Here is an 18,709-nt window from a genome sequence, read left to right on the forward strand (position 1 = left end):
CCTCTCCCCCGGGCAGGGGGAGAGGTGGCCCGAAGGGCCGGTGAGGGGGTGCTCACAAGCTGAATTCGCAACAACTACCTGGGTCGGTGACAGCAGATGCTGACGATCTCCGATCTCCACGTGAATTACGGCAACATCGTCGCCCTGCGCGGCATCTCGCTGGACGTCGCCGAGGGCCAGATCGTCGCGGTCATCGGCCCCAACGGCGCCGGCAAGTCGACGCTGCTCTTGACCGCCGCCGGCATGGTGCGGTCGCGCTCCGGCAGCGTCACCTTCGCCGGCCACAATTCGGGCCAGATGCAGCCGGAGGCGCTGGTCGCCGCCGGCCTGTCGCTGGTGCCGGAGGGACGGCACATTTTTGGCTCGCTCAGCGTCGCGGAAAATCTCGCGCTCGGCGCCACGGTGCGGCGCGACCGCGCGGAAATCGCCCACGACATCGACCGCGTGCTGACCATGTTCCCGGTGCTGAAGGACCGCTATCGCCAGCGCTCCAACAAGCTCTCCGGCGGCGAGCAGCAGATGCTGGCCATCGGCCGCGCCATGCTGGCCCGCCCTCGCCTGCTGCTTCTCGACGAGCCGTCGCTCGGCCTTGCGCCGATCGTCGTCGCCCAGGTCTACCAGGCGATCCTCGACCTCCGGGCCTCCGGCGTTACCGTGCTCGTCGTCGAGCAGAACGCCTCGCGCGCGCTGTCGGTCGCCGACCGCACTTATGTGCTGAATTCCGGCGTCATCGCCATGTCAGGAACCTCCGGCGAGTTGAAGGGCACGGCGGCCTTCGACGCCGCCTATTTCGGCGTGTCCGCCGGAGCAGGCGCGCCATGAATTTCCTGCAGAACGCCATCGACGCCATCAGCCTCGGCGCGGTCTACGCGCTGGCCGCCCTCGGCATCGGCCTGATCTTCTCGATCATGCGGCTGATCAATTTCGCCCATGGCGAGCTGATCATGGCCGGCGGCTTCACGCTCTACACGCTGGCCGGCCAGCCGCTGCTGGTGCTGATCCTCGCGGCACTGATCGTCACCTCCATCCTGGCACTTGGCATGGAGCGCGTCGCCTTCCGGCCGCTGCGAAACGCCAACCCGGCGACGCTGCTGATCGCCTCCTTCGCCGTCTCCTATTTCGTCCAGCATGTCGTGCTGATGGCGTTCGGCTCGCGCGCCATGGGCGTGCCGTTCCTGGCCGACCTCGCGACCAGCGTCGAATTCGGCGGGCTCAGGGTGCCGCGCCTGCAGATCGTCACCATCGTCGTCACGCTGCTCCTGATGGGCGGCCTCGTCGCCTTCTTCCGGCTGTCGCGCATCGGCCTGCAGATGCGCGCCGCTGCGGAAGACTTCAACATGGCCCGGCTAGTCGGTGTGAAGGCCAACCGCGTCATCGCCTTCGCCTTCGCCATTTCCGGCGTGCTCGCCTGCATGGTCTCGTTCTACCTCGTCGCCCAGACCGGCAGCGTCTCCTACAAGATGGGCGTGTCGATGGTGCTGATCGCCTTCGTGTCGTCGGTCGTCGGCGGCATGGGCTCGATCGCCGGAGCCGCGCTCGGCGGCTTCCTCGTCGGCATCATATCGGTCTCGCTCCAAGCCTACCTGCCGGTCGACCTGCGGCCCTACCGCGACGCCTTCGTGTTTCTCATCTTCATCCTGTTCCTGTTCTGGCGGCCCGACGGCCTGCTCAAGAGCCGCGCCGACCGGGAGCGCGTATAGCCCATGCTCCACAATCCCGCCTTCCGCCCACTGCAAACGGCCGCCGTCCTCATTCTTGTCCTTCTTACTGTTGCACTGCTCGCAATGCTCACGCCGCCCGCCATGCAGCGCACCATCGTCGAAGGCATGATCAAGCTGGTCGTCGTCGTCGGCCTGTTCGTCTTCGTCGGCAATTCCGGCGTGTTCTCCTTCGGCCACGTCGCCTTCATGGCGATCGGCGGCTACATGTCGGCGATCCTGACGCTGACCCCTGCGCGCAAGGAGACGCTGCTCGACCTGCCCGGCTTCCTTGAGACGCTGCAACTGCCATGGCCAGTGGCGCTTCTCGTCGTCATCGCCGCGGTCGGCCTGCTGGCCCTGCTGATCGGGTGGCCGCTCTGCCGTCTACGCGGTATCGCCTTGCCGATGGCGACCTTCGCCGTGCTGATCATCACCTATGTCATCGCCTCCAACCTGAAGGAGGTAACCGGCGGCCGGCAGGCGCTGGTCGGGCTTCCCCGCTACACCGGCCTGTGGGTCGCCTTCGGCGGCGCGTCACTGGCGATCCTCGCCGCGGCACTCTACGGCATGACACGTCATAGTCTCCTGCTCAGATGCTCGCGCGAGAACGAGGTGGCCGCCGCCGCGACCGGCATCGACCTGGAGCGCGAGCGGCTGATCGCCTTCGTGCTCAGCGCCATGATCGTGGCAGCCGGCGGCGTGCTGTTCAGCCATTTCATCGGCACGATCACCGCCAACACATTTTATCTCGACCTCACCTTCGTCACGCTGACGATGCTGGTCGCCGGCGGCATGCGCAGCCTCACCGGCGCTTTCGTCGGCGTGGCGCTGGTCTCGATCGTGTCCGAACTGTTTCGCGGCATCGAGCGCGGCTTCACCGTCGGCGACACGACAATTGCCGCGCCGCCGGGCCTTCAGGAAATCGCGCTGGCTGTCATATTATTGGCGATCCTCGTCCGGCGGCCGGCCGGCCTGCTCGGAGACTTCGAGATCGGCCTGCCGCGCCGTCGCGCATCGGGCGCGGCCGAATCCGTCGCACAACAAGGATAACGAGAAAAATGTTCGTCGCCTGCATCGATATCGGCGGAACCTTCACCGACCTCGTGCTCCATCGCGAGGGCGCGGATCTCGAGATCCACAAATCGCCGACCACGCCCGGCAAATTCGAGCGCGGTTTTCTCGACGTGCTGGAGGTCGCCGCGAAAAGCCACGGCCTGACGCTCGCCGATTTTCTAGCCAGGACCGACATGATCGTCCATGGAACGACCGTGTCGACCAATGCGCTTGTGGAAGGAAAAGTCGCGCCGACCGGGCTGATCTGCAATGCCGGCCACCCCGACATCCTGACCCTGCGCGAATCCCCGCGAAAACGCGCCTTCAACATCAAGATCGATTTTCCGCCGCCCTACATCCACCGCAGCCGCACCTGCGAGGTGCGCGGCCGCATCGATTCCATGGGCAACGAGATCGAGCCGATTTCCGACGAGGACGTGCGCGCCGCCGCGAAACACCTGAAAGCGTGCGGCGTCGAGGCCGTCGCGGTCTGCCTGCTGTGGTCGATCGTCAACCCGTCGCACGAGCGGCGGGTGCGCGAGATCCTTGCCCAGGAATTGCCAGGCATCCCGGTGACGCTCAGCCACGAGCTCAATCCGATCCCGCGCGAATACCGACGCACCATCTCGACCGCCATCAACGCCTCGCTCTATCCGATCGTCAGCGATTATGTCGGCAAGCTCACCAAGGCGCTGAAGGGCGCCGGCTACGGCGGCGAACTGCTCATCGCCAACTGCGTCGGCGGCATGATGCCGCCCGAAGAAATCGTGGCGCGGCCGATCTACAGCGTCATGTCCGGCCCGACACTGGCGCCGATCGCCGCGATAAGCCTGACCACGGCGCCGAACGTCATCGTCGTCGACATGGGCGGCACCACTTTCGACGTGTCGGCGCTGCGCAACCGCCATCTGGTCGTCACGCCGGAAGCGACCTTCGGAATGGAGATGCTGGGCATCCCGAAGATCGACGTACGCTCGGTCGGCGCCGGCGGCGGCTCGATCGCCTGGGTCGATGCCGGCGGCCTGCTGCGCGTCGGCCCGCACAGCGCCAGCGCCGTTCCCGGTCCCGCCTGCTACGGGCGCGGCGGCACGGAGCCGACGGTCACCGACGCCAATGTCGTGCTCGGCATCATCGACCCGGACTATTTCCTCGGCGGCCGCATAAAACTCGACCGCGCCAAGGCCGAGGCGGCGATCGGCAAGATCGCGAAAAAGCTGGGACTCAGCCTGCTCGAAGCCGCCTACGCCATCTACACCACCACCAACCACAACATGATCGGCGCGATCGAGGACATCACCGTCAACGAAGGCATCGACCCGCGCGACAGTTTTGTCGTCAGCGGCGGCGGCGCGACCGCCTGCCACATCAGCGACATGGCGCGCATCCTGGGCGTCAAGAGTTTCATGATCCCGCGCTTCGCGGCCGGCCTCAGCGCCTATGGCGGCCTGATCTCCGACGTGCGCTGGGAAGAGACGGGCACGCTGAACACCACCGACAAGAATTTCGACCTGGCCGGCGTCAACAGGCTGCTCGCATCGCTGAAAAAACGCGGCGCGGCTTTTTTGAAACGCTCGGGCGTGGCGCCCGCCGCGCAGCGTTTCGAATTCGCTTTCCAGGGCCGCTATCTCTACCAGTCCTGGGACATTGAGGTGCCGTTCGACATGGCGGACGGCAAGCTCGGCAAATTCTCTTTACCGAGGCTGACGACGGCTTTCCACGACCAGCACGAGCGCATCTACACGATCAAGGACGAGGCCGACACGGTCGAGTTCACCACCTGGAAGGTGCGCGCCATCGGCGACACCGGCGGCAGTTTTCGCCAGGGCGCGGTCCTCGAAGGCAAGCGCGCAAAACCGCGCGAAAAAGCGCGGCGAAAGGTGTATCTTGGACGGCAACTTCGCGACCTGCCGGTCTATGACATCGACGGCCTCGGAGCCGGCAGCGAGATTGCCGGCCCTGCCCTGCTCGAAATGCCGACGACGACGATCCTCCTCGTCGAGGGCCAGCGCGGGCAGATGGACACCAAGGGAAATCTGCTCGTCGAAGTCGGCGGTTGACGGCGACGGGCATCAGGAGGGCAGTCAGCGACTGATGCATTCGGACAGCGCGTATCGCGGCTCGGCCGCGGAAAATACGCGCCGGCCATCTCGGCCGTAGTGGCTTAAACGCCGGGGAACCTTCATCGCCGCCACGCCCGTATGCTTTTCCGGTTGGCCGCTAACATTCTGGAATGTTTGGCTTTTCGAGACCGGCAGGGCCGGCCGCCGCGCATCATGACGTGTCGCGGCGCCTCGGCGGCTCCAGCGCGTAGTACGCCATCGCATTGGCATGCGCCAGAATCTCGTCGACCTCGCGGATGTTCTTGCGTTTCGGAACATCCGGGTCGAAGCGCGGCAATCTTCCGCCCGGCGGACGCCCGCGCCGCAGCGGCGAAAAACGCCGGAACCGGACCGGACCCGGCTCGCCGCCTGCTGCCGCGGCGTCACGGGCCGCCCTATCGCGCGCAAGGCCTGCGTCGTTGCGCGCCTTCCAGCGGGCGAAGCGTTGTGCCTGGCCGGGAAGATCGTCGAGCGCCCGGCCGAGCGCATCCAGCCTGAGCGTCAGCTTTGCCGCGCCGATTGGATCGTTCTGCGACGGCGGCGGCAGGGGGATGCGTGGCGCATCGTCGTCGAGCGACCGGATGCGCGGCACGGCACGCGCCGGAACATATTTGCGGCGGATGCGGAACGGGTATTTCAGAGGATCGAGCAGCGAAAGGTTTTGTCCACGCGGCCTGGCAGTGCGCCGTTCGGCGGCTTTCCGCTCGGCCTCAAAGCGAGCAAAGTCTTCTCTCGACAGGGTGACGGCAAGGCCAAGGCGGCGCATGGCGGCCACCGTGTCGGAAATTTTTGGTTTGAGCTTTCGCGGGCGGAACGGCGGCAGTACCACCACGATGCCTTGCGTCGCCGCGATGATCAGCCGCCGCGCGGCGGATTCGGCGGGGCGCAGCATAAGAAGAATGGCGCGGTAGAGGTGGCGGGGCAGGCAGAGCGCCGCGGGCGGTTTGTTCCGCCCCGTCCTCCCCGCTCGTCCTGGCCTTGGCGCGACAGCGGCTTCCCCGAGCACCAGCGACAATGGCCTGCCAAACCCCATCTCGGCCATGCCGACCAGCATCAAGAGGATATGCTTCAGCGCGTCCCGGTATCCCTCGATTATCGTACTCGCGTCTCCAAACTCCACCGATGCCACCTCCAGACAAGGCCGGCATCCAATATGGAACATATCGTGAACATATGCAAGGACCCTAAGAAAATAATCCTTGACGACCGCGCCGCAGCGAGGCTGACATCACGCCCCTTGCACAACACGTTGAAAAGGCTTGAGTTTTTTGGAAGCAGCGGTCCGCATCAGGGCTTTCCAGCCTGGGCGCAGGGCCGGCCGAAAACAATGTCATGCTTGCAAAGCCAGGCGAAAACAGAGACTTAATCGGAACCAGCGTGGATTTTCGCGCAACAAGCATGACCAAGCGGGCTGACAAAAGCCGCGATCGGGACAACCCGTGGCGCCGGGCATCGCGTATGACAAGCGGCGGCTTCCGTCGCCTCTTACCATCCCCGCCCTTGCCCCGGTCATGTTCACGCATCCTGGATTTTGGCTGCGGCTCGCCGGTCGGTAGATTCCGCACCGGTTTTGTAGCTTCGAGTGCGAGGCAAGGATTCCCGACGCTCTCTGCTCGCCCTCCGGCCCTTCGCTTTCGCTCCGGGCGTTCGTCGCTCGAAAAGCCAGGTCATTGGCTTTTCGTTCGCTTCGCGAACCGCTCCTCACCGCTCACGAGGTCGAAAATGACGACATCATGAGCCGTTTCAGCCAATCGTCGACGTCTTGTCTCAGCCAATCGTCAACGTTGGAGATCAGCCGAAGCAGACATCTTCATTCGTAAAGCGGGAGAAGAATCGCTGCCGATTTCTCCAACAATGCCGAAACAGCGCCGTCATCGCGGCCACGGGGCGATCCATGCCCGGCTCCCGCCGTCAGCACGCCACCAGCCGGCGCGCCTCGCGGACAAGCGACGACCATTCGGCGCCCATGGCCACGACGAGATTGCGCGCATCGTTTTCTCCAATGCCGGTTTCGCGAACCAGGCGACGAATTGCGTGCGAAAGTCGGGAAACATCAAATTCGCGGTACATCTGCCCCATCTCCGTTTGATGCCGATGTATTTGCTCAGCGTATCGGGAACATGCCGCGCGGCGGTTTTTGTGAAACAACGAACACAACCTGTTGTACCCTGCGCAGTTCCGATCGAGGAGACGCCTTGACAATGCGGCGTCGGCGCATGCCGCGACCGACCTCAGGTGAAAAGCGACCCGGCGAGGGCAGATCATTCACCAAGTCGCGTTATAGTTGACTGCGGCTCGTATGATAAAATGTAGATCAAAATGCCTTGTGGTCGTTCGGCGAATGGAACTGAGCGGGGCTCACAAGATTTTATCCCATATCCTATTATAATAGTACGCTATAGCCGTGATTGAGGATGCCGAATGGGAAATCGAATAGCGATCGATCCGCGTACCGCGCAACGCATCAACCAGCTCTTGTTCGACGGGCTGGGAGATGAGTTGTTCCTAACCCTGGCCAAGCATGTCCGCGAATCCGGACTCGAAGTCAGCGAAGTAGCGCTCGGGGAACTCGACGCTGCTGTCAGGAAAGCACGGAATCCGCAACGGGACGGGACAGCCACTTCGTTGAAACCCCACGGCAAGCTCTAGGGACCGTCACCCGGCGAATTCAACCGCCGCAGCACGTCGCCGGATTCAAGATAAGCCATTTCAAGGAGATGAGCGAGGAACTCACAGCGCTCCCCTTTTGCGATCTGACCGAGTTCCCGAACAATACCGTGCAGGTGAAGCATCTTGCTTTTCAAGCGTTCCCTGGCTGCCGTTTGGGTCGCTGGGGCCACGATAGATTCTCCCAAGTTAAACCTTGCCCTAACCGGAATGTCTCAGAGGGAAAGACGTTCCGCTCAGTCGCAGGTTCGCTGATCCAGGTTACTCAATACTTTATATCATGCGCGAAAGCTCTAGGACTCAAGTGCAATTTAAAATATAAACTCGGTTGATGTTTGCATATGTCAGCCGCATTGGAGAAGGTTATTGCTTTAGCCGCGACGAAATTCATCAGCGGCATTTGTCTTCGCGAATGAAGCATCCTTCCAACGAGCGCGCCACGCGAAGAAACCTCGCAGGGACCAGATTATTGACGATCGACGGCAGCTTGAAAGCGGAAATTCAAATCGAGCCATCATTCGCCCTTGACTGCCCGCGCCCGGACGATAGGCTGAATTTCGAAAATACCGGCCCCGGATGCCGGACGGCAATCGCGCCTCGTTAGCCCTGCCCCGTTCGGGCGGCCGGCTCGCGGGGCGTTTTCATTTTTGGAATTGGTCTTGAAGCGTCGCGTCGAAATCGGCCTGCTTTATTCCCGGTCGGGCACCTACCGGCTGATCTCGGAATCCTGCCGCCTCGGCGCCTTGCGAGCCATCGCCGATCGCAACGCCGATCCGGCGTCCTCAATCGAACTGGTGCCCGTCGAGCGCGATCCGCAGGGGAACACCGACCGCTACGCCGTGCTTTGCGAGGACATTCTCCGCAACAGCAAGGCTCGCCACGTCCTGGGCTGCACTACCTCGTGGAGCCGCAAGGAGACCATTCCGGTCCTGGAAAAACTCGGCGGCACGCTGTGGTACGGCTGCCCCTATGAAGGTTTCGAGGCCAACGACCATGTCGTCTACATGCATGCCTGCCCGAACCAGCATCTGGTTCCGCTGCTGGCGCATGTGGTACCGCGCTTCGGCGCCAACGGTTTCCTGCTCGGTTCCAACTACATCTGGGGCTGGGAGACCAACCGCGTCGCCCGCGACCTGATCGCCGACGCCAGCGGCAAGGTGCTGGGAGAACGCTATTTGCCGATCGGCGAGACCGACGTGGCGCGGCTGATCGACGAGATCCGCGCCACGCGGCCGGATTTCGTGCTGAACAATCTGATCGGCACCTCGTCCTACGCCTTCATCGCCGCTTATGCCGAGCTTGGGCTCGAGGATCCGCATTTCCGCCCCGATCGCTGCCCGCTGCTGTCCTGCAACCTCACCGAATGCGAGTTGCCGGCGATCGGCGAGGCTGGCGATGGGCATATTTCGGCGGGGCCGTATTTTCGGCGTCGCGCCGGTCGTGTCGAACTGGGAACTCCGCAGCCATTCAGCCATCCCGCCTCCTCCTTCGAAGCCTCCGCCTATGCCTCCGTGCAGGTGCTGGCGAAAGTGCTCGCGATCAACCCGGACGCGACCTTCGGCGATCTGCCTACCATCTTCGCGGCTCGAAAATTCGAGACCATCCTCGGCGAGATCGCCATCGATCCGCGCACCCAGCATGCGACCTTGCCGGTCGAGATCGGCCGTATCGCTTCCGGCAACAGCTTCGAGGTGATCAGCCGCAGCGAGGGCGTGGCGCCCGATCCCTATCTGTCGCATTACGACCGCGCCGCGACCTTCAGCCATCCGCGCCTGAAGGTGGTGTCGTGAGCCGCGCCTTGCGCATCCCCAATCTCGGCGGCGCGAAAGCCTTCGTGCTGCACCGGCCGCATGCGACGGTGACGGCCATCGCCCGCCAGCTTGCGGCGATCGGTCTGGACACCGTCGAGTGCTGGCCCGAACTGCCGCCCGAGGCGCTGGCCGCCGACTTCGTCTTCTTCGACGCCGATCTCGGCTTCGACCAGCAATTTCCATGGCCGCCCGGCGCGGCGCCGATGCCGACCGTGGCGCTGATCGGTTCGGAGGCTCCCGGCCGTATCGAATGGGCGCTGTCGCAGAACGCCGACGCGCAATTGCTGAAACCGGTCGGCAATGCCGGCGTCTACAGCGCCTTGCTGATCGCCCGCCAGAGTTTTGAGGCGCGCCGCCGGCTGACCAGCGAGATTTCCGCCCTGCAGGCGCGCGTGGCGGAGCGGCAGACGATCGTGCGGGCGGTAGCGGCTTTGTCGGCGCAGGGCATCGACGACGACCGCGCCTACGAACAGCTTCGCTCGCTGGCCATGAGCTGGCAGATCAGCATCGAAGAGGCGGCGCGCCGTGTCATGGCAATGATGGGCGAGGAGAACGATGACCGTTCCCATCGCGCCTGATCTCGCGGCACCCGCCATCATGCCGGCAAGGCCGCGCGCCGGCGTCTGGCGCAGGCTGCTCAAGCGCAGGCTGGCCGTGCTCGGCCTGGTCATCATCGTGCTGACGGTCGCCGGCGCGATCCTCGCACCCTGGCTCACCGCCTACGACCCGAACGAGCAGATGTTCGACGGGCTCACGCTTGAAGGCGCGCCGCTGCCGCCCGACGCAAAATTCTGGCTGGGGACGGACCTGCTCGGCCGCGATCTCGCGACCCGCATCCTCTATGGCGCGCGCACCTCGCTGGTGATCGGCATCGTCGCCAATGGCGCGGCACTGCTGATCGGTACGCTGGTCGGCATGATCGCAGGTTATTTCAAGGGCTGGATCGGCAGCGCGCTGATGCGCTTCACCGATTTGATGATGGCCTTCCCCGCCCTGCTGCTCGCCATCTGCCTTGCCGCCATATTGCAGCCCAGCCTGTGGATCGTCGCGCTGGTGATCGCGCTGGTGAACTGGGTGCAGACGGCCCGCGTCATCTACACCGAGACCAGTTCGCTGGCCGAGCGCGAGTTCATCGACGCCGAGCGCACCATCGGCGCCGGCACCGGGCGCATCTTGTTCCGCCACATCCTGCCGCATCTGCTGCCGACCATCATCGTCTGGGGCACGCTGGGCATTTCGACCACGGTGCTGCTGGAGGCGACTCTCAGCTATCTCGGCATCGGCGTGCAGCCGCCGACGGCGTCGTGGGGCAATATCATCTTCGAGAACCAGACCTATTTCCAGGCGGCGCCCTGGCTGGTGTTCTTCCCCGGCGTCTCCATCCTGGCGCTGGCGCTCGCCTTCAATCTCGTCGGCGACGCGCTGCGCGACATATTGGACCCGACGCAGCGGGGGCGGGCATGATCGCCTATCTCGGCCGCCGCCTGATCCAATCCGCGCTGATCCTGCTCGGCGTCTCGATCATCACCTTCGCCCTGCTCTATTTGCTGCCGGCCGATCCGGTGCGCCAGATCGCCGGGCGGAGTGCTACGCCGGAGACAGTGGAGAACATCCGCCGCCAGCTCGGCCTCGACCAGCCCTTCTTTGTCCAGTACTGGCGCTACCTGGTGAACCTTCTGTCCGGCGATCTCGGCCGCTCCTACATCCAGCGCTCCGAGGTCACCGAGCTGATCGTCTCGCGCCTGCCCGCAAGCCTGCTGCTGATGCTGGGTGCCATTTTGTGCGAGGTGTTGATCGGGCTTACCATGGGCATCATCGCCGCCGTCAGGCGCGGCAGCAGGACCGACCAGGCGCTGATGGTCGGCTCCTTCATCGGCGTCTCGGCGCCGCAATTCGTCGTCGGCCTGCTCCTGCTCTACGTCTTTGCGGTCAGGCTCGGCTGGTTCCCAATCGGCGGCTACGGCACCTGGCGGCACATGGTGCTGCCGTCGCTGACGCTCGGCATCCTGGGCGCCGGCTGGTATTCGCGCATGATGCGCTCGTCGATGATCGACGTGCTGCGCCAGGACTATATCCGCACCGCCCGCGCGAAGGGTCTGGCGCGCGGCGCGATCCTGTTCCGCCACGCGTTGCCCAACGCCATCCTGCCGGTCATCGCCATGATCGGCATCGACGTCGGCATCTTCATGGGCGGCATCGTCGTGGTCGAGAGCGTGTTCGGCTGGCCGGGCATCGGCCAACTCGCCTGGCAGGCGATCCAGCGCGTCGACATTCCGATCATCATGGGCGTCACGCTGGTCTCGGCCTGCGCCATCGTCATCGGCAACCTGCTGGCCGACATCGTAGCGCCATTCGTCGATCCCCGCATAAAACTGCGGTGAGCAAAGAGAAGTATAATGAGAAAGGGAACACTGGCATGAAGAACTATCTGGCATCCACCGTGGCGGCATCGGCGCTGGCGCTGATGCTTGCCCTGTCGCCGGCCGCCGCGCAGGAGGAAAAACTCGATCCCAACGCCAAGCCGGGCGGCGAGATCACCATCACCTACAAGGACGACGTGGCGACGCTCGATCCGGCCATCGGCTACGACTGGCAGAACTGGTCGATGATCAAGAGCTTGTATGACGGGCTGATGGACTACGAGCCGGGCACCACCAACCTCCGCCCCGAACTCGCCGAGAGCTACGAGATCTCGCCCGACGGCAAGACTTTTACCTTCAAGCTGCGCAAGGGCGTGAAATTCCACAACGGCCGCGAGATGACGGCCGAGGACGTCAAATATTCGCTCGACCGCGTCACCAATCCGAAGACACAGTCGCCCGGCGCCGGCTTCTTCGCCTCCATCGCCGGCTATGACGACGTCGCCGCCGGCAAGTCGGAAAGCCTGTCGGGCGTCACCGTCGTCGACCCGTCCACCGTCAAGATCGAGCTGTCGCGACCCGATGCCACCTTCCTGCACGTCATGGCGATCAATTTCAGCCACGTCGTCCCGAAGGAAGCGGTCGAGCAGTACGGCGCCGATTTCGGCAAGAACCCGGTCGGCACCGGCGCCTACAAGATGGCGGAATGGACGCTCGGCCAGCGCCTCGTCTTCGAGAAGAACCCCGACTACTGGCGCAAGGGCCTGCCCTACCTCAACAAGATCACCTTCGAGATCGGCCAGGAGCCGATCGTGGCGCTGCTGCGCCTGCAAAAGGGCGAGGTCGACGTGCCCGGCGACGGCATTCCGCCGGCGAAATTCCAGGAAGTGATGAACGATCCGGAGCAGAAGGCGCGCGTCGTGGTCGGCGGCCAGTTGCACACCGGCTACGTCACCATGAACACCACCATGGCGCCCTTCGACAACGTCAAGGTGCGGCAGGCCGTCAACATGGCGATCAACAAGGACCGCATCGTCCAGTTGATCAACAATCGCGCCGTGCCCGCCAACCAGCCGCTGCCGCCGTCCATGCCGGGCTATGACAAGGCCTACAAGGGTTATGCCTACGATCCGGGGAAGGCCAAGGCGCTGCTCGCGGAGGCCGGCCATGCCGACGGCTTCGAGACCGAACTGTTCGTCATGAACACCGATCCCAACCCGCGCATCGCCCAGGCGATCCAGCAGGATCTTGCCGCGATCGGCGTCAAGGCGAACCTGCAATCGCTGGCGCAGGCCAATGTGATCGCCGCCGGCGGCGACAAGGCCGGCGCGCCGATGATCTGGTCGGGCGGCATGGCCTGGATCGCCGACTTCCCCGATCCGTCCAACTTCTACGGCCCGATCCTCGGCTGCGGCGGCGCGGTGCCGGGCGGCTGGAACTGGGCGTGGTACTGCAACGAGGACCTGGACAAGAAGGCTGCCGAGGCCGACTCCATCGTCGATCCCGCCAAAGCCGAGGAGCGCTACAAAATGTGGAGCGCGATCTACGGTAAGATCATGGAGGACGCGCCCTGGGCGCCGGTGTTCAACGAGCAGCGCTTCACCATGAAGTCGCCCCGCATGGGCGGCGCCGACAACCTCTATGTCGATCCCGTCCATATCCCGATCAACTACGATTATGTGTACGTGACCGATGTGCAGTAACTGCGACTACACCATCCACGGACGCCACCATCATTTCGGCTGGGACAATTCGTTTGTCCCGGCCGAGCGGGTGGCGCCCGGCTCGACTATCGCGTTCAACTGCCTCGATTCGTCCGGCGGGCATTTCGATGCGGAGAGCCACGTCGGCGATGTGGCGACCCTCGACTTCTCGAAGGTCAATCCGGTCACCGGGCCGATATTCGTGGAGGGCGCGGAGCCCGGTGACGCGCTGAAGGTGACGATCGAGCAGTTCAAACCGTCCGGCTTCGGCTGGACGGCGAACATTCCGGGCTTCGGCCTGCTGGCGGACGATTTTCAGACGCCCGCGCTGAACGTCTGGAAATACGACGCGTCGTCGCTGGAGCCTGCCCTGTTTGGCAAGAACGCGCGGGTGCCGCTGAAACCGTTCGCCGGGACGATCGGCAACGCGCCGGCCGAGCCGGGGCTGCACTCAGTGGTACCGCCGCGGCGCGTCGGCGGCAATCTCGACATCCGCGACCTCGCGGCGGGAACGGTGCTTTATCTGCCGGTCGAGGTGGCGGGCGCGCTGTTCTCGGTCGGCGACACGCACGCCGCGCAAGGCGACGGCGAGGTCTGCGGCACGGCGATCGAGAGCCCGATGGATGTCGTGCTGAAGCTTGACCTGGTCAAGGACGCTCGGCTGAAAATGCCGCGCTTCACCACGCCAGGGCCGGTGACGCGCCACCTCGACGCGAAGGGTTACGAGGTGACCACCGGCGTCGGCCCGGACCTGATGACGGGGGCAAAGGAAGCGGTGTCGCAGATGGTCGATCTGCTCGCCGGGCGTTACAACATGGATGCCATCGAGGCCTACATGCTGTGCTCGGTCTGCGGCGATCTCCGGATCAGCGAGATCGTCGACATGCCCAACTGGGTGGTGTCGTTCTATTTCCCGCGCGTCGTGTTCGAGTGATGGCGGTGGCGTCGGACGTGAATCGTCATCAATGATTGACCAACCGCGATCCTTCGCACCCCCCTCTGTCCTGTCGGACATCTCCCCCTCAAGGGGGGAGATTCGCCGGCCGCTTGGGCTTCGCCAATCACCAACGTCGACGGAGAGGCGAGCCAAGCGAAGCTGCCAATCTCCCCCCTTGAGGGGGGTGAGTAGCGGTCCGCGCAGCGGACGAAAAGCCAAAGATTTGGCTTTTCGAGCGACGAACGCCCGGAGCGAAAGCGAAGGGCGGACGACAGGACAGAGGGGGGTGCGAAGGAACTCCATCCTCGACGGCCGGCCTTCACGATGACCGCCTCCCCTATCCTCACCGTCTCCAGCCTCGCCGTCTCCGTCCATGGCGAGGACGGCGAGAGCGAAGTCGTGTCCGATCTCTCCTTCGCACTTCGAAAGGGCGAGACACTGTGCATCGCCGGCGAGTCCGGCTCAGGCAAATCGATGACGGCGCTGGCCATCATGGGCCTGCTGCCGCAGCCAGGTGCGCGCATTTCGGCCGGCTCGATAAAACTCGACGACCTCAACCTCGCCACCCTTTCCGAAAACCGGATGCGGACGATCCGAGGCGACCGCATCGCCATGATCTTTCAGGAGCCGATGACCTCGCTCAATCCGGTCCTGTCGATCGGCCGCCAGCTCGTCGAGGCGATCGAGGCGCATACGACGCTGTCGGGCGGCGAGGCCCGCCGGCGCGCGGTCGAAGCGCTGAAGGCCGTACGCATCCCCGAGGCGGAAAGCCGGCTAAAGCAGTATCCGCACGAGCTTTCCGGCGGCATGCGCCAGCGCGTCATGATCGCTATGGCGCTGGCGCTGAAACCCGACGTGCTGATCGCCGACGAGCCGACCACGGCGCTGGACGTCACCGTGCAGGGAGAGGTTCTGGAACTGCTGCGCGATCTCCAGCGCCAGACCGGCACCAGCGTCATCCTCATCACCCACGACATGGGTGTCGTCGCCGAGATGGCCGACCGCGTCATCGTCATGCGCCACGGCCGCATGGTGGAGGAAGGTTTTACCTCCGCCATTTTCGCCAGCCCGCGCGACGACTACACGCGCGAGCTTCTGGCGGCGGTGCCGAGGATGGGCGCCGGGCGAACCGAAGTTTCCAAAGCGAACTCAGCGGATGCCCCCTCACCCGCCCTCCGCTTCGCTCGGGCGACCTCTCCCCAGAGGGGAGAGGAGATCGGCGAGGCAGGCGCTGCGCTGGATATCAAACACGAGCTTGGCGCGAGCGTCGGCAAACCTCCTCTCCCCTCTGGGGAGAGGTCGCCCGAGCGAAGCGGAGGGCTGGTGAGGGGGCAAGACGATAGCCCCACCACAGCGCCCGTCGCCCTCGTCCGCAACCTCACCGTCCGCTTCGACCTCACCGGTGGTTTCTTCGGCCGCGTCGACCGTCGCGTGCATGCGGTCGAAGGTGTCAGCTTCTCGATCGCACCGAACGAGACGCTCTCACTGGTGGGCGAATCCGGCTGCGGAAAATCGACCACGGCGAAGGCGATTGCCGGCCTCGTGCCCTACACCGGCACGATTGCGATCGGCGGCCGAGACCTCGCTGCCCTGAACCGCAACGACCGCAAGACAATCCGCCGCGACGTGCAGATGATCTTTCAGGATCCCTACGCCTCGCTCGACCCACGCATGCGCGTAGGCGAGCTGGTCGCCGAACCGCTGTTGATCCACGGGGTATCCTCTGCCAGGGAGCGCCGTGACCGCGTCGCCGCCCTGTTCGAGCGCGTCGGTCTCTCCGCCGACCAGATGGAACGCTACCCGCACGAATTCTCCGGCGGCCAGCGGCAAAGAATCTGCATCGCCCGGGCCTTGGCGCTTAGGCCAAAACTCATCATCGCCGACGAGAGCGTCTCGGCGCTCGACGTTTCCGTCCAGGCCCGCGTGCTGAAACTGCTGAAGGACCTGCAGCGGGAGTTCGGCGTCGCCTACCTGTTCATCTCTCACGACATGGCGGTGGTGGAGAACATCTCCGACCGGGTGGCCGTCATGTATCTCGGCCGCATCGTCGAGATCGGAACGCGCGACCAGATTTTCTCCAGTCCGACGCATCCCTATACGCGGCGGCTGATCGAGGCGGTGCCGGTTCCCGATCCGAGCCGGCGGCGGCCACGCTTCGCGCGGCTGGACAGCGAAATCCCCAGTGCGGTCCGCCGCGTCGGCGACGAGCCTACAACTGTCCATCTCCGCGATGTCGGAAACGGCCACCTGGTGTCCGAACTCGCCCTATGACTTCGCTTGCGGCGCCGCGACGCCAGCACCACTTTCCGGCACCCGCCGACGCGAGCTACCGCGTATGGCGAGCGTCACCGGAAGCGTGATATCGGGCGGCGGCGTGCCGTTTTCGATTGCGTCGAAGAGCGCGCCGGCCGCCGTCTCGCCGAGCAGGTCGGCCGGCTGGATGACAGTGGTCAGCCGCGGATTGGAGATCGCGGCGAAAGGAATCCCGTCGAAGCCGGTGACCGCCAGATCGTCCGGCACCGAAACCTCTTCACGGCGCAGCGCATCCAGCATGTTGAGCGCCATCTTGTCGTCGTAGCACAGCAGCGCGTCGGGCCTCTCACGCGCCACCAGACGCGCCACGGTCTCGAAATCGGCCTGCTCCTCTCCCGTCGAATATTCGCGGATGCGCGGCTCGATGCCGAGCGCCTCCAGCGACCGCAGGATTGCGTTGCGGCGCAGGCGGTTGGAGGCGATGTCTGGCCCGTTGACATAGGAGAACCGCTGCTTGCCGAGAGCGAGCAGGTGCTCGATCATCAACCGGATACCGTGTTCGTCGTCGGCACGCATGCGCCCCAGCGGCGTCTCGCTCGGCGATAAGGCGTCGGCGCCTTCATGCATGATGAACACCGCGTGGGCCGGACGGATCTCTTCGATCGCCTCGCGCATTGGTATCGGCGTGCTGCAGAAGGCGATGCCTTCCGCCTGATGCTCGATCAGCGTGCGCAGGCTCCGGGCGCGCCGCGCCTCGTCGCGCGAGCCGTCCATGACGATCACCGTATAACCCCGGCTGTCGGCGGCGCGGCCGAAGCCTGCGACGATGAGCGCGTGGATCGGGTCGGTCACGTCGGGCACCAGCAGACCCAATGTCCTGCTGGTCTGCCGCGCCAGGCTGCGCGCCGCCGCGTTCGGCACATAGCCCAGTTCGCGCGCCACCCGGCGGATCGCCGCCCGCGTCTGCTCGCTGATCTCCGGACTGCCGCGCAACGCCCGCGAAACCGTGGCTTCCGACACGCCGAGCGCCCTGGCGATATCCGCCAGCGTCGGCCGTCCGGTTCGCCTGAGGTCAGGCTGCTCGATCATGATCTGCGCATCCCGATCGGCCCTGACGTTCTCATATCCAACCCCCCGCCCCAGCAGACAGACGTCTATAGGGCCTACGCTACCGGCCAGCGCAACCGCTTGCAAGGTTTGCGCTCGTCACCCAATGACCCACGATTACATCAGTTCGGGGTATTGGACACGAGAGCCAATCGCTGGGGACAGTTTACTTAATTCCGCCTGCATCAACCTTGAAACGCCGCATCTTTCTGCGGAATTAAGTAAACTGTCCCCTGTGGTTCCCCTTCCGGCATCCGCCTCGTGCCAACAAATTTCGGATTCCGGTGAGTTGAGCATAAACCGCAAAAAATCAATTGGCCTTAGGCGAAACAAATAGGATCACGAGAGGTCTCCGCCATCTGTGCAAGCGATTACGGATAGAAGGCGCCAGGTTTCATTACCCCTGCAAGGTGGGGGAAGTGACCCGAAGTTCCGAAGCGGCGCTGCCGAATAGAGCCGCTTGCCGGGAACGATTTGGACGCGCTTGCGGCATCTGGCGGAAATTGCCACCATCGGCGGATGCAACTCGACCTGGAAAACTTTCTTCCCTACCGGCTGCATCGCATCGCCGGCACGCTGTCGAAGCAGGCACGCGACGTTTATCGGCGCAAGCATCGGCTGACGGTGCCGGAATGGCGCGTGCTGGCCACCATCGGCCAGTTCGGGAAGATCACCGCCAGTGGCATCGGCGCGCATTCGGACATGCACAAGACCAAGGTGAGCCGCGCGGTGGCGGCACTTGAGGAGAGACGCTGGCTGGTTCGAGAGACCAACGAGGCGGATCGCCGCGAGGAATTTTTGACACTGACCCGACAGGGCCGGCGCGCCTATGAGGAGATCGTGCCCGACCTGACCGGCTTCGAGGACCGGCTGAAGAAAGAATTGGGAGCGGCTGCCTCCGGGCAATTGCTGTCAGCCCTGGCAAGGCTGGAGGCGGTGCTGCTCGATCGGGGCGGAAAGTGAGCGGGCAACGTTCGTCGACCGATCGAGGATGACGGCCGCGCCTCAGGCAAAATCCT

17 protein-coding genes are annotated in these 18,709 nt (G+C 64.5%); 13 read left to right on the top strand and 4 right to left on the bottom strand.

All coding sequences use genetic code 11. The features are described from left to right. Nucleotides 1–96: 96 nt before the first annotated feature. The 4 genes from ACH196_RS18950 to ACH196_RS18965 are packed head-to-tail and all read left to right on the top strand — an operon-like array spanning nucleotide 97 to nucleotide 4,810. Nucleotides 97–822: an ABC transporter ATP-binding protein gene (locus ACH196_RS18950; protein ID WP_396648481.1), complete on the top strand. Its 726-nt coding sequence runs from the start codon at nucleotides 97–99 to the stop codon at nucleotides 820–822. Next, complete coding sequence (locus tag ACH196_RS18955) at nucleotides 819–1,700, top strand: branched-chain amino acid ABC transporter permease (RefSeq protein ID WP_396648482.1); 882 nt, start codon at nucleotides 819–821, stop codon at nucleotides 1,698–1,700. The genes ACH196_RS18950 and ACH196_RS18955 overlap by 4 nt, the downstream gene beginning before the upstream one ends. A gap of 3 nt (nucleotides 1,701–1,703) precedes the next feature. Continuing rightward, on the top strand, nucleotides 1,704–2,750 hold the full coding sequence (locus tag ACH196_RS18960) for a branched-chain amino acid ABC transporter permease (protein WP_396648483.1): 1,047 nt from the start codon (nucleotides 1,704–1,706) through the stop codon (nucleotides 2,748–2,750). 8 nt (nucleotides 2,751–2,758) lie between these two features. Then, a complete protein-coding gene (locus ACH196_RS18965; RefSeq protein WP_396648484.1) occupies nucleotides 2,759–4,810 on the top strand; it encodes a hydantoinase/oxoprolinase family protein in 2,052 nt (683 codons plus the stop codon). Nucleotides 4,811–5,024: 214 nt separating this feature from the next. On the opposite strand, the gene ACH196_RS18970 is transcribed toward ACH196_RS18965, so the two are convergent. Then, nucleotides 5,025–5,972, bottom strand: a complete 948-nt coding sequence (locus tag ACH196_RS18970) for a hypothetical protein (RefSeq protein ID WP_396648485.1) — start codon at nucleotides 5,970–5,972, stop codon at nucleotides 5,025–5,027. A 791-nt stretch (nucleotides 5,973–6,763) separates the two neighbouring features. Continuing rightward, nucleotides 6,764–6,931 (bottom strand): hypothetical protein, encoded by a 168-nt coding sequence (locus ACH196_RS18975; protein WP_396648486.1) that lies wholly within the window; start codon nucleotides 6,929–6,931, stop codon nucleotides 6,764–6,766. 342 nt (nucleotides 6,932–7,273) lie between these two features. Here ACH196_RS18975 and ACH196_RS18980 point away from each other — a divergent pair, with 342 nt between their 5' ends. Then, nucleotides 7,274–7,501, top strand: a complete 228-nt coding sequence (locus tag ACH196_RS18980) for a hypothetical protein (protein ID WP_396648487.1) — start codon at nucleotides 7,274–7,276, stop codon at nucleotides 7,499–7,501. On the opposite strand, the gene ACH196_RS18985 is transcribed toward ACH196_RS18980, so the two are convergent. Next, nucleotides 7,498–7,692 carry a hypothetical protein gene (locus tag ACH196_RS18985; protein WP_396648488.1) on the bottom strand — a complete coding sequence of 65 codons (195 nt, stop codon included), beginning with the start codon at nucleotides 7,690–7,692 and terminating at the stop codon, nucleotides 7,498–7,500. The genes ACH196_RS18980 and ACH196_RS18985 overlap by 4 nt on opposite strands. A 486-nt stretch (nucleotides 7,693–8,178) precedes the next feature. Here ACH196_RS18985 and ACH196_RS18990 point away from each other — a divergent pair, with 486 nt between their 5' ends. From ACH196_RS18990 to ACH196_RS19020, 7 genes are all read left to right on the top strand, one after another. Continuing rightward, a complete protein-coding gene (locus ACH196_RS18990) occupies nucleotides 8,179–9,309 on the top strand; it encodes a transporter substrate-binding protein (RefSeq protein WP_396648489.1) in 1,131 nt (376 codons plus the stop codon). Next, entirely contained in the window at nucleotides 9,306–9,908 is a 603-nt protein-coding gene (locus ACH196_RS18995) for an ANTAR domain-containing response regulator (protein ID WP_396648490.1), read from the top strand. Before ACH196_RS18990 ends, ACH196_RS18995 begins: the two co-directional genes overlap by 4 nt. A 19-nt stretch (nucleotides 9,909–9,927) precedes the next feature. After that, nucleotides 9,928–10,794 (top strand): ABC transporter permease, encoded by an 867-nt coding sequence (locus ACH196_RS19000; protein WP_396648584.1) that lies wholly within the window; start codon nucleotides 9,928–9,930, stop codon nucleotides 10,792–10,794. Then, nucleotides 10,791–11,711: an ABC transporter permease gene (locus ACH196_RS19005; protein ID WP_396648491.1), complete on the top strand. Its 921-nt coding sequence runs from the start codon at nucleotides 10,791–10,793 to the stop codon at nucleotides 11,709–11,711. Before ACH196_RS19000 ends, ACH196_RS19005 begins: the two co-directional genes overlap by 4 nt. A gap of 35 nt (nucleotides 11,712–11,746) precedes the next feature. Further along, the gene (locus ACH196_RS19010; RefSeq protein WP_396648492.1) at nucleotides 11,747–13,393 is read left to right on the top strand and encodes an ABC transporter substrate-binding protein; all 1,647 of its coding nucleotides are present in this window, start codon (nucleotides 11,747–11,749) and stop codon (nucleotides 13,391–13,393) included. Next, nucleotides 13,383–14,327: an acetamidase/formamidase family protein gene (locus ACH196_RS19015; protein ID WP_396648493.1), complete on the top strand. Its 945-nt coding sequence runs from the start codon at nucleotides 13,383–13,385 to the stop codon at nucleotides 14,325–14,327. The genes ACH196_RS19010 and ACH196_RS19015 overlap by 11 nt, the downstream gene beginning before the upstream one ends. A 327-nt stretch (nucleotides 14,328–14,654) precedes the next feature. Continuing rightward, on the top strand, nucleotides 14,655–16,601 hold the full coding sequence (locus ACH196_RS19020; protein WP_396648494.1) for an ABC transporter ATP-binding protein: 1,947 nt from the start codon (nucleotides 14,655–14,657) through the stop codon (nucleotides 16,599–16,601). Here ACH196_RS19020 and ACH196_RS19025 read toward each other — a convergent pair. Continuing rightward, a complete protein-coding gene (locus ACH196_RS19025) occupies nucleotides 16,596–17,672 on the bottom strand; it encodes a LacI family DNA-binding transcriptional regulator (RefSeq protein WP_396648495.1) in 1,077 nt (358 codons plus the stop codon). The two genes, ACH196_RS19020 and ACH196_RS19025, sit on opposite strands and share 6 nt — an antisense overlap. A 537-nt stretch (nucleotides 17,673–18,209) precedes the next feature. On the opposite strand from ACH196_RS19025, the gene ACH196_RS19030 reads away from it, so the two are divergent. Beyond that, nucleotides 18,210–18,653 (top strand): MarR family winged helix-turn-helix transcriptional regulator, encoded by a 444-nt coding sequence (locus tag ACH196_RS19030; protein ID WP_396648496.1) that lies wholly within the window; start codon nucleotides 18,210–18,212, stop codon nucleotides 18,651–18,653. Nucleotides 18,654–18,709: the final 56 nt, after the last annotated feature.

The sequence above is a fragment of the Mesorhizobium sp. IMUNJ 23232 genome, from assembly GCF_044326205.1.
GTDB lineage: Bacteria > Pseudomonadota > Alphaproteobacteria > Rhizobiales > Rhizobiaceae > Kumtagia.

Excerpts from the sequence above, each read along its gene's own strand:
- ACH196_RS18975 (WP_396648486.1), bottom strand. The coding sequence starts at position 6,931 with ATGGGGCAGATGTACCGCGAATTTGATGTTTCCCGACTTTCGCACGCA.
- ACH196_RS19030 (WP_396648496.1), top strand. The coding sequence starts at position 18,210 with ATGCAACTCGACCTGGAAAACTTTCTTCCCTACCGGCTGCATCGCATC.
- ACH196_RS18960 (WP_396648483.1), top strand. The coding sequence starts at position 1,704 with ATGCTCCACAATCCCGCCTTCCGCCCACTGCAAACGGCCGCCGTCCTC.
- ACH196_RS19020 (WP_396648494.1), top strand. The coding sequence starts at position 14,655 with ATGACCGCCTCCCCTATCCTCACCGTCTCCAGCCTCGCCGTCTCCGTC.
- ACH196_RS18950 (WP_396648481.1), top strand. The coding sequence starts at position 97 with ATGCTGACGATCTCCGATCTCCACGTGAATTACGGCAACATCGTCGCC.
- ACH196_RS18965 (WP_396648484.1), top strand. The coding sequence starts at position 2,759 with ATGTTCGTCGCCTGCATCGATATCGGCGGAACCTTCACCGACCTCGTG.
- ACH196_RS18980 (WP_396648487.1), top strand. The coding sequence starts at position 7,274 with ATGGGAAATCGAATAGCGATCGATCCGCGTACCGCGCAACGCATCAAC.
- ACH196_RS19015 (WP_396648493.1), top strand. The coding sequence starts at position 13,383 with ATGTGCAGTAACTGCGACTACACCATCCACGGACGCCACCATCATTTC.
- ACH196_RS19025 (WP_396648495.1), bottom strand. The coding sequence starts at position 17,672 with ATGATCGAGCAGCCTGACCTCAGGCGAACCGGACGGCCGACGCTGGCG.
- ACH196_RS18955 (WP_396648482.1), top strand. The coding sequence starts at position 819 with ATGAATTTCCTGCAGAACGCCATCGACGCCATCAGCCTCGGCGCGGTC.
- ACH196_RS19000 (WP_396648584.1), top strand. The coding sequence starts at position 9,928 with ATGCCGGCAAGGCCGCGCGCCGGCGTCTGGCGCAGGCTGCTCAAGCGC.
- ACH196_RS19010 (WP_396648492.1), top strand. The coding sequence starts at position 11,747 with ATGAAGAACTATCTGGCATCCACCGTGGCGGCATCGGCGCTGGCGCTG.
- ACH196_RS19005 (WP_396648491.1), top strand. The coding sequence starts at position 10,791 with ATGATCGCCTATCTCGGCCGCCGCCTGATCCAATCCGCGCTGATCCTG.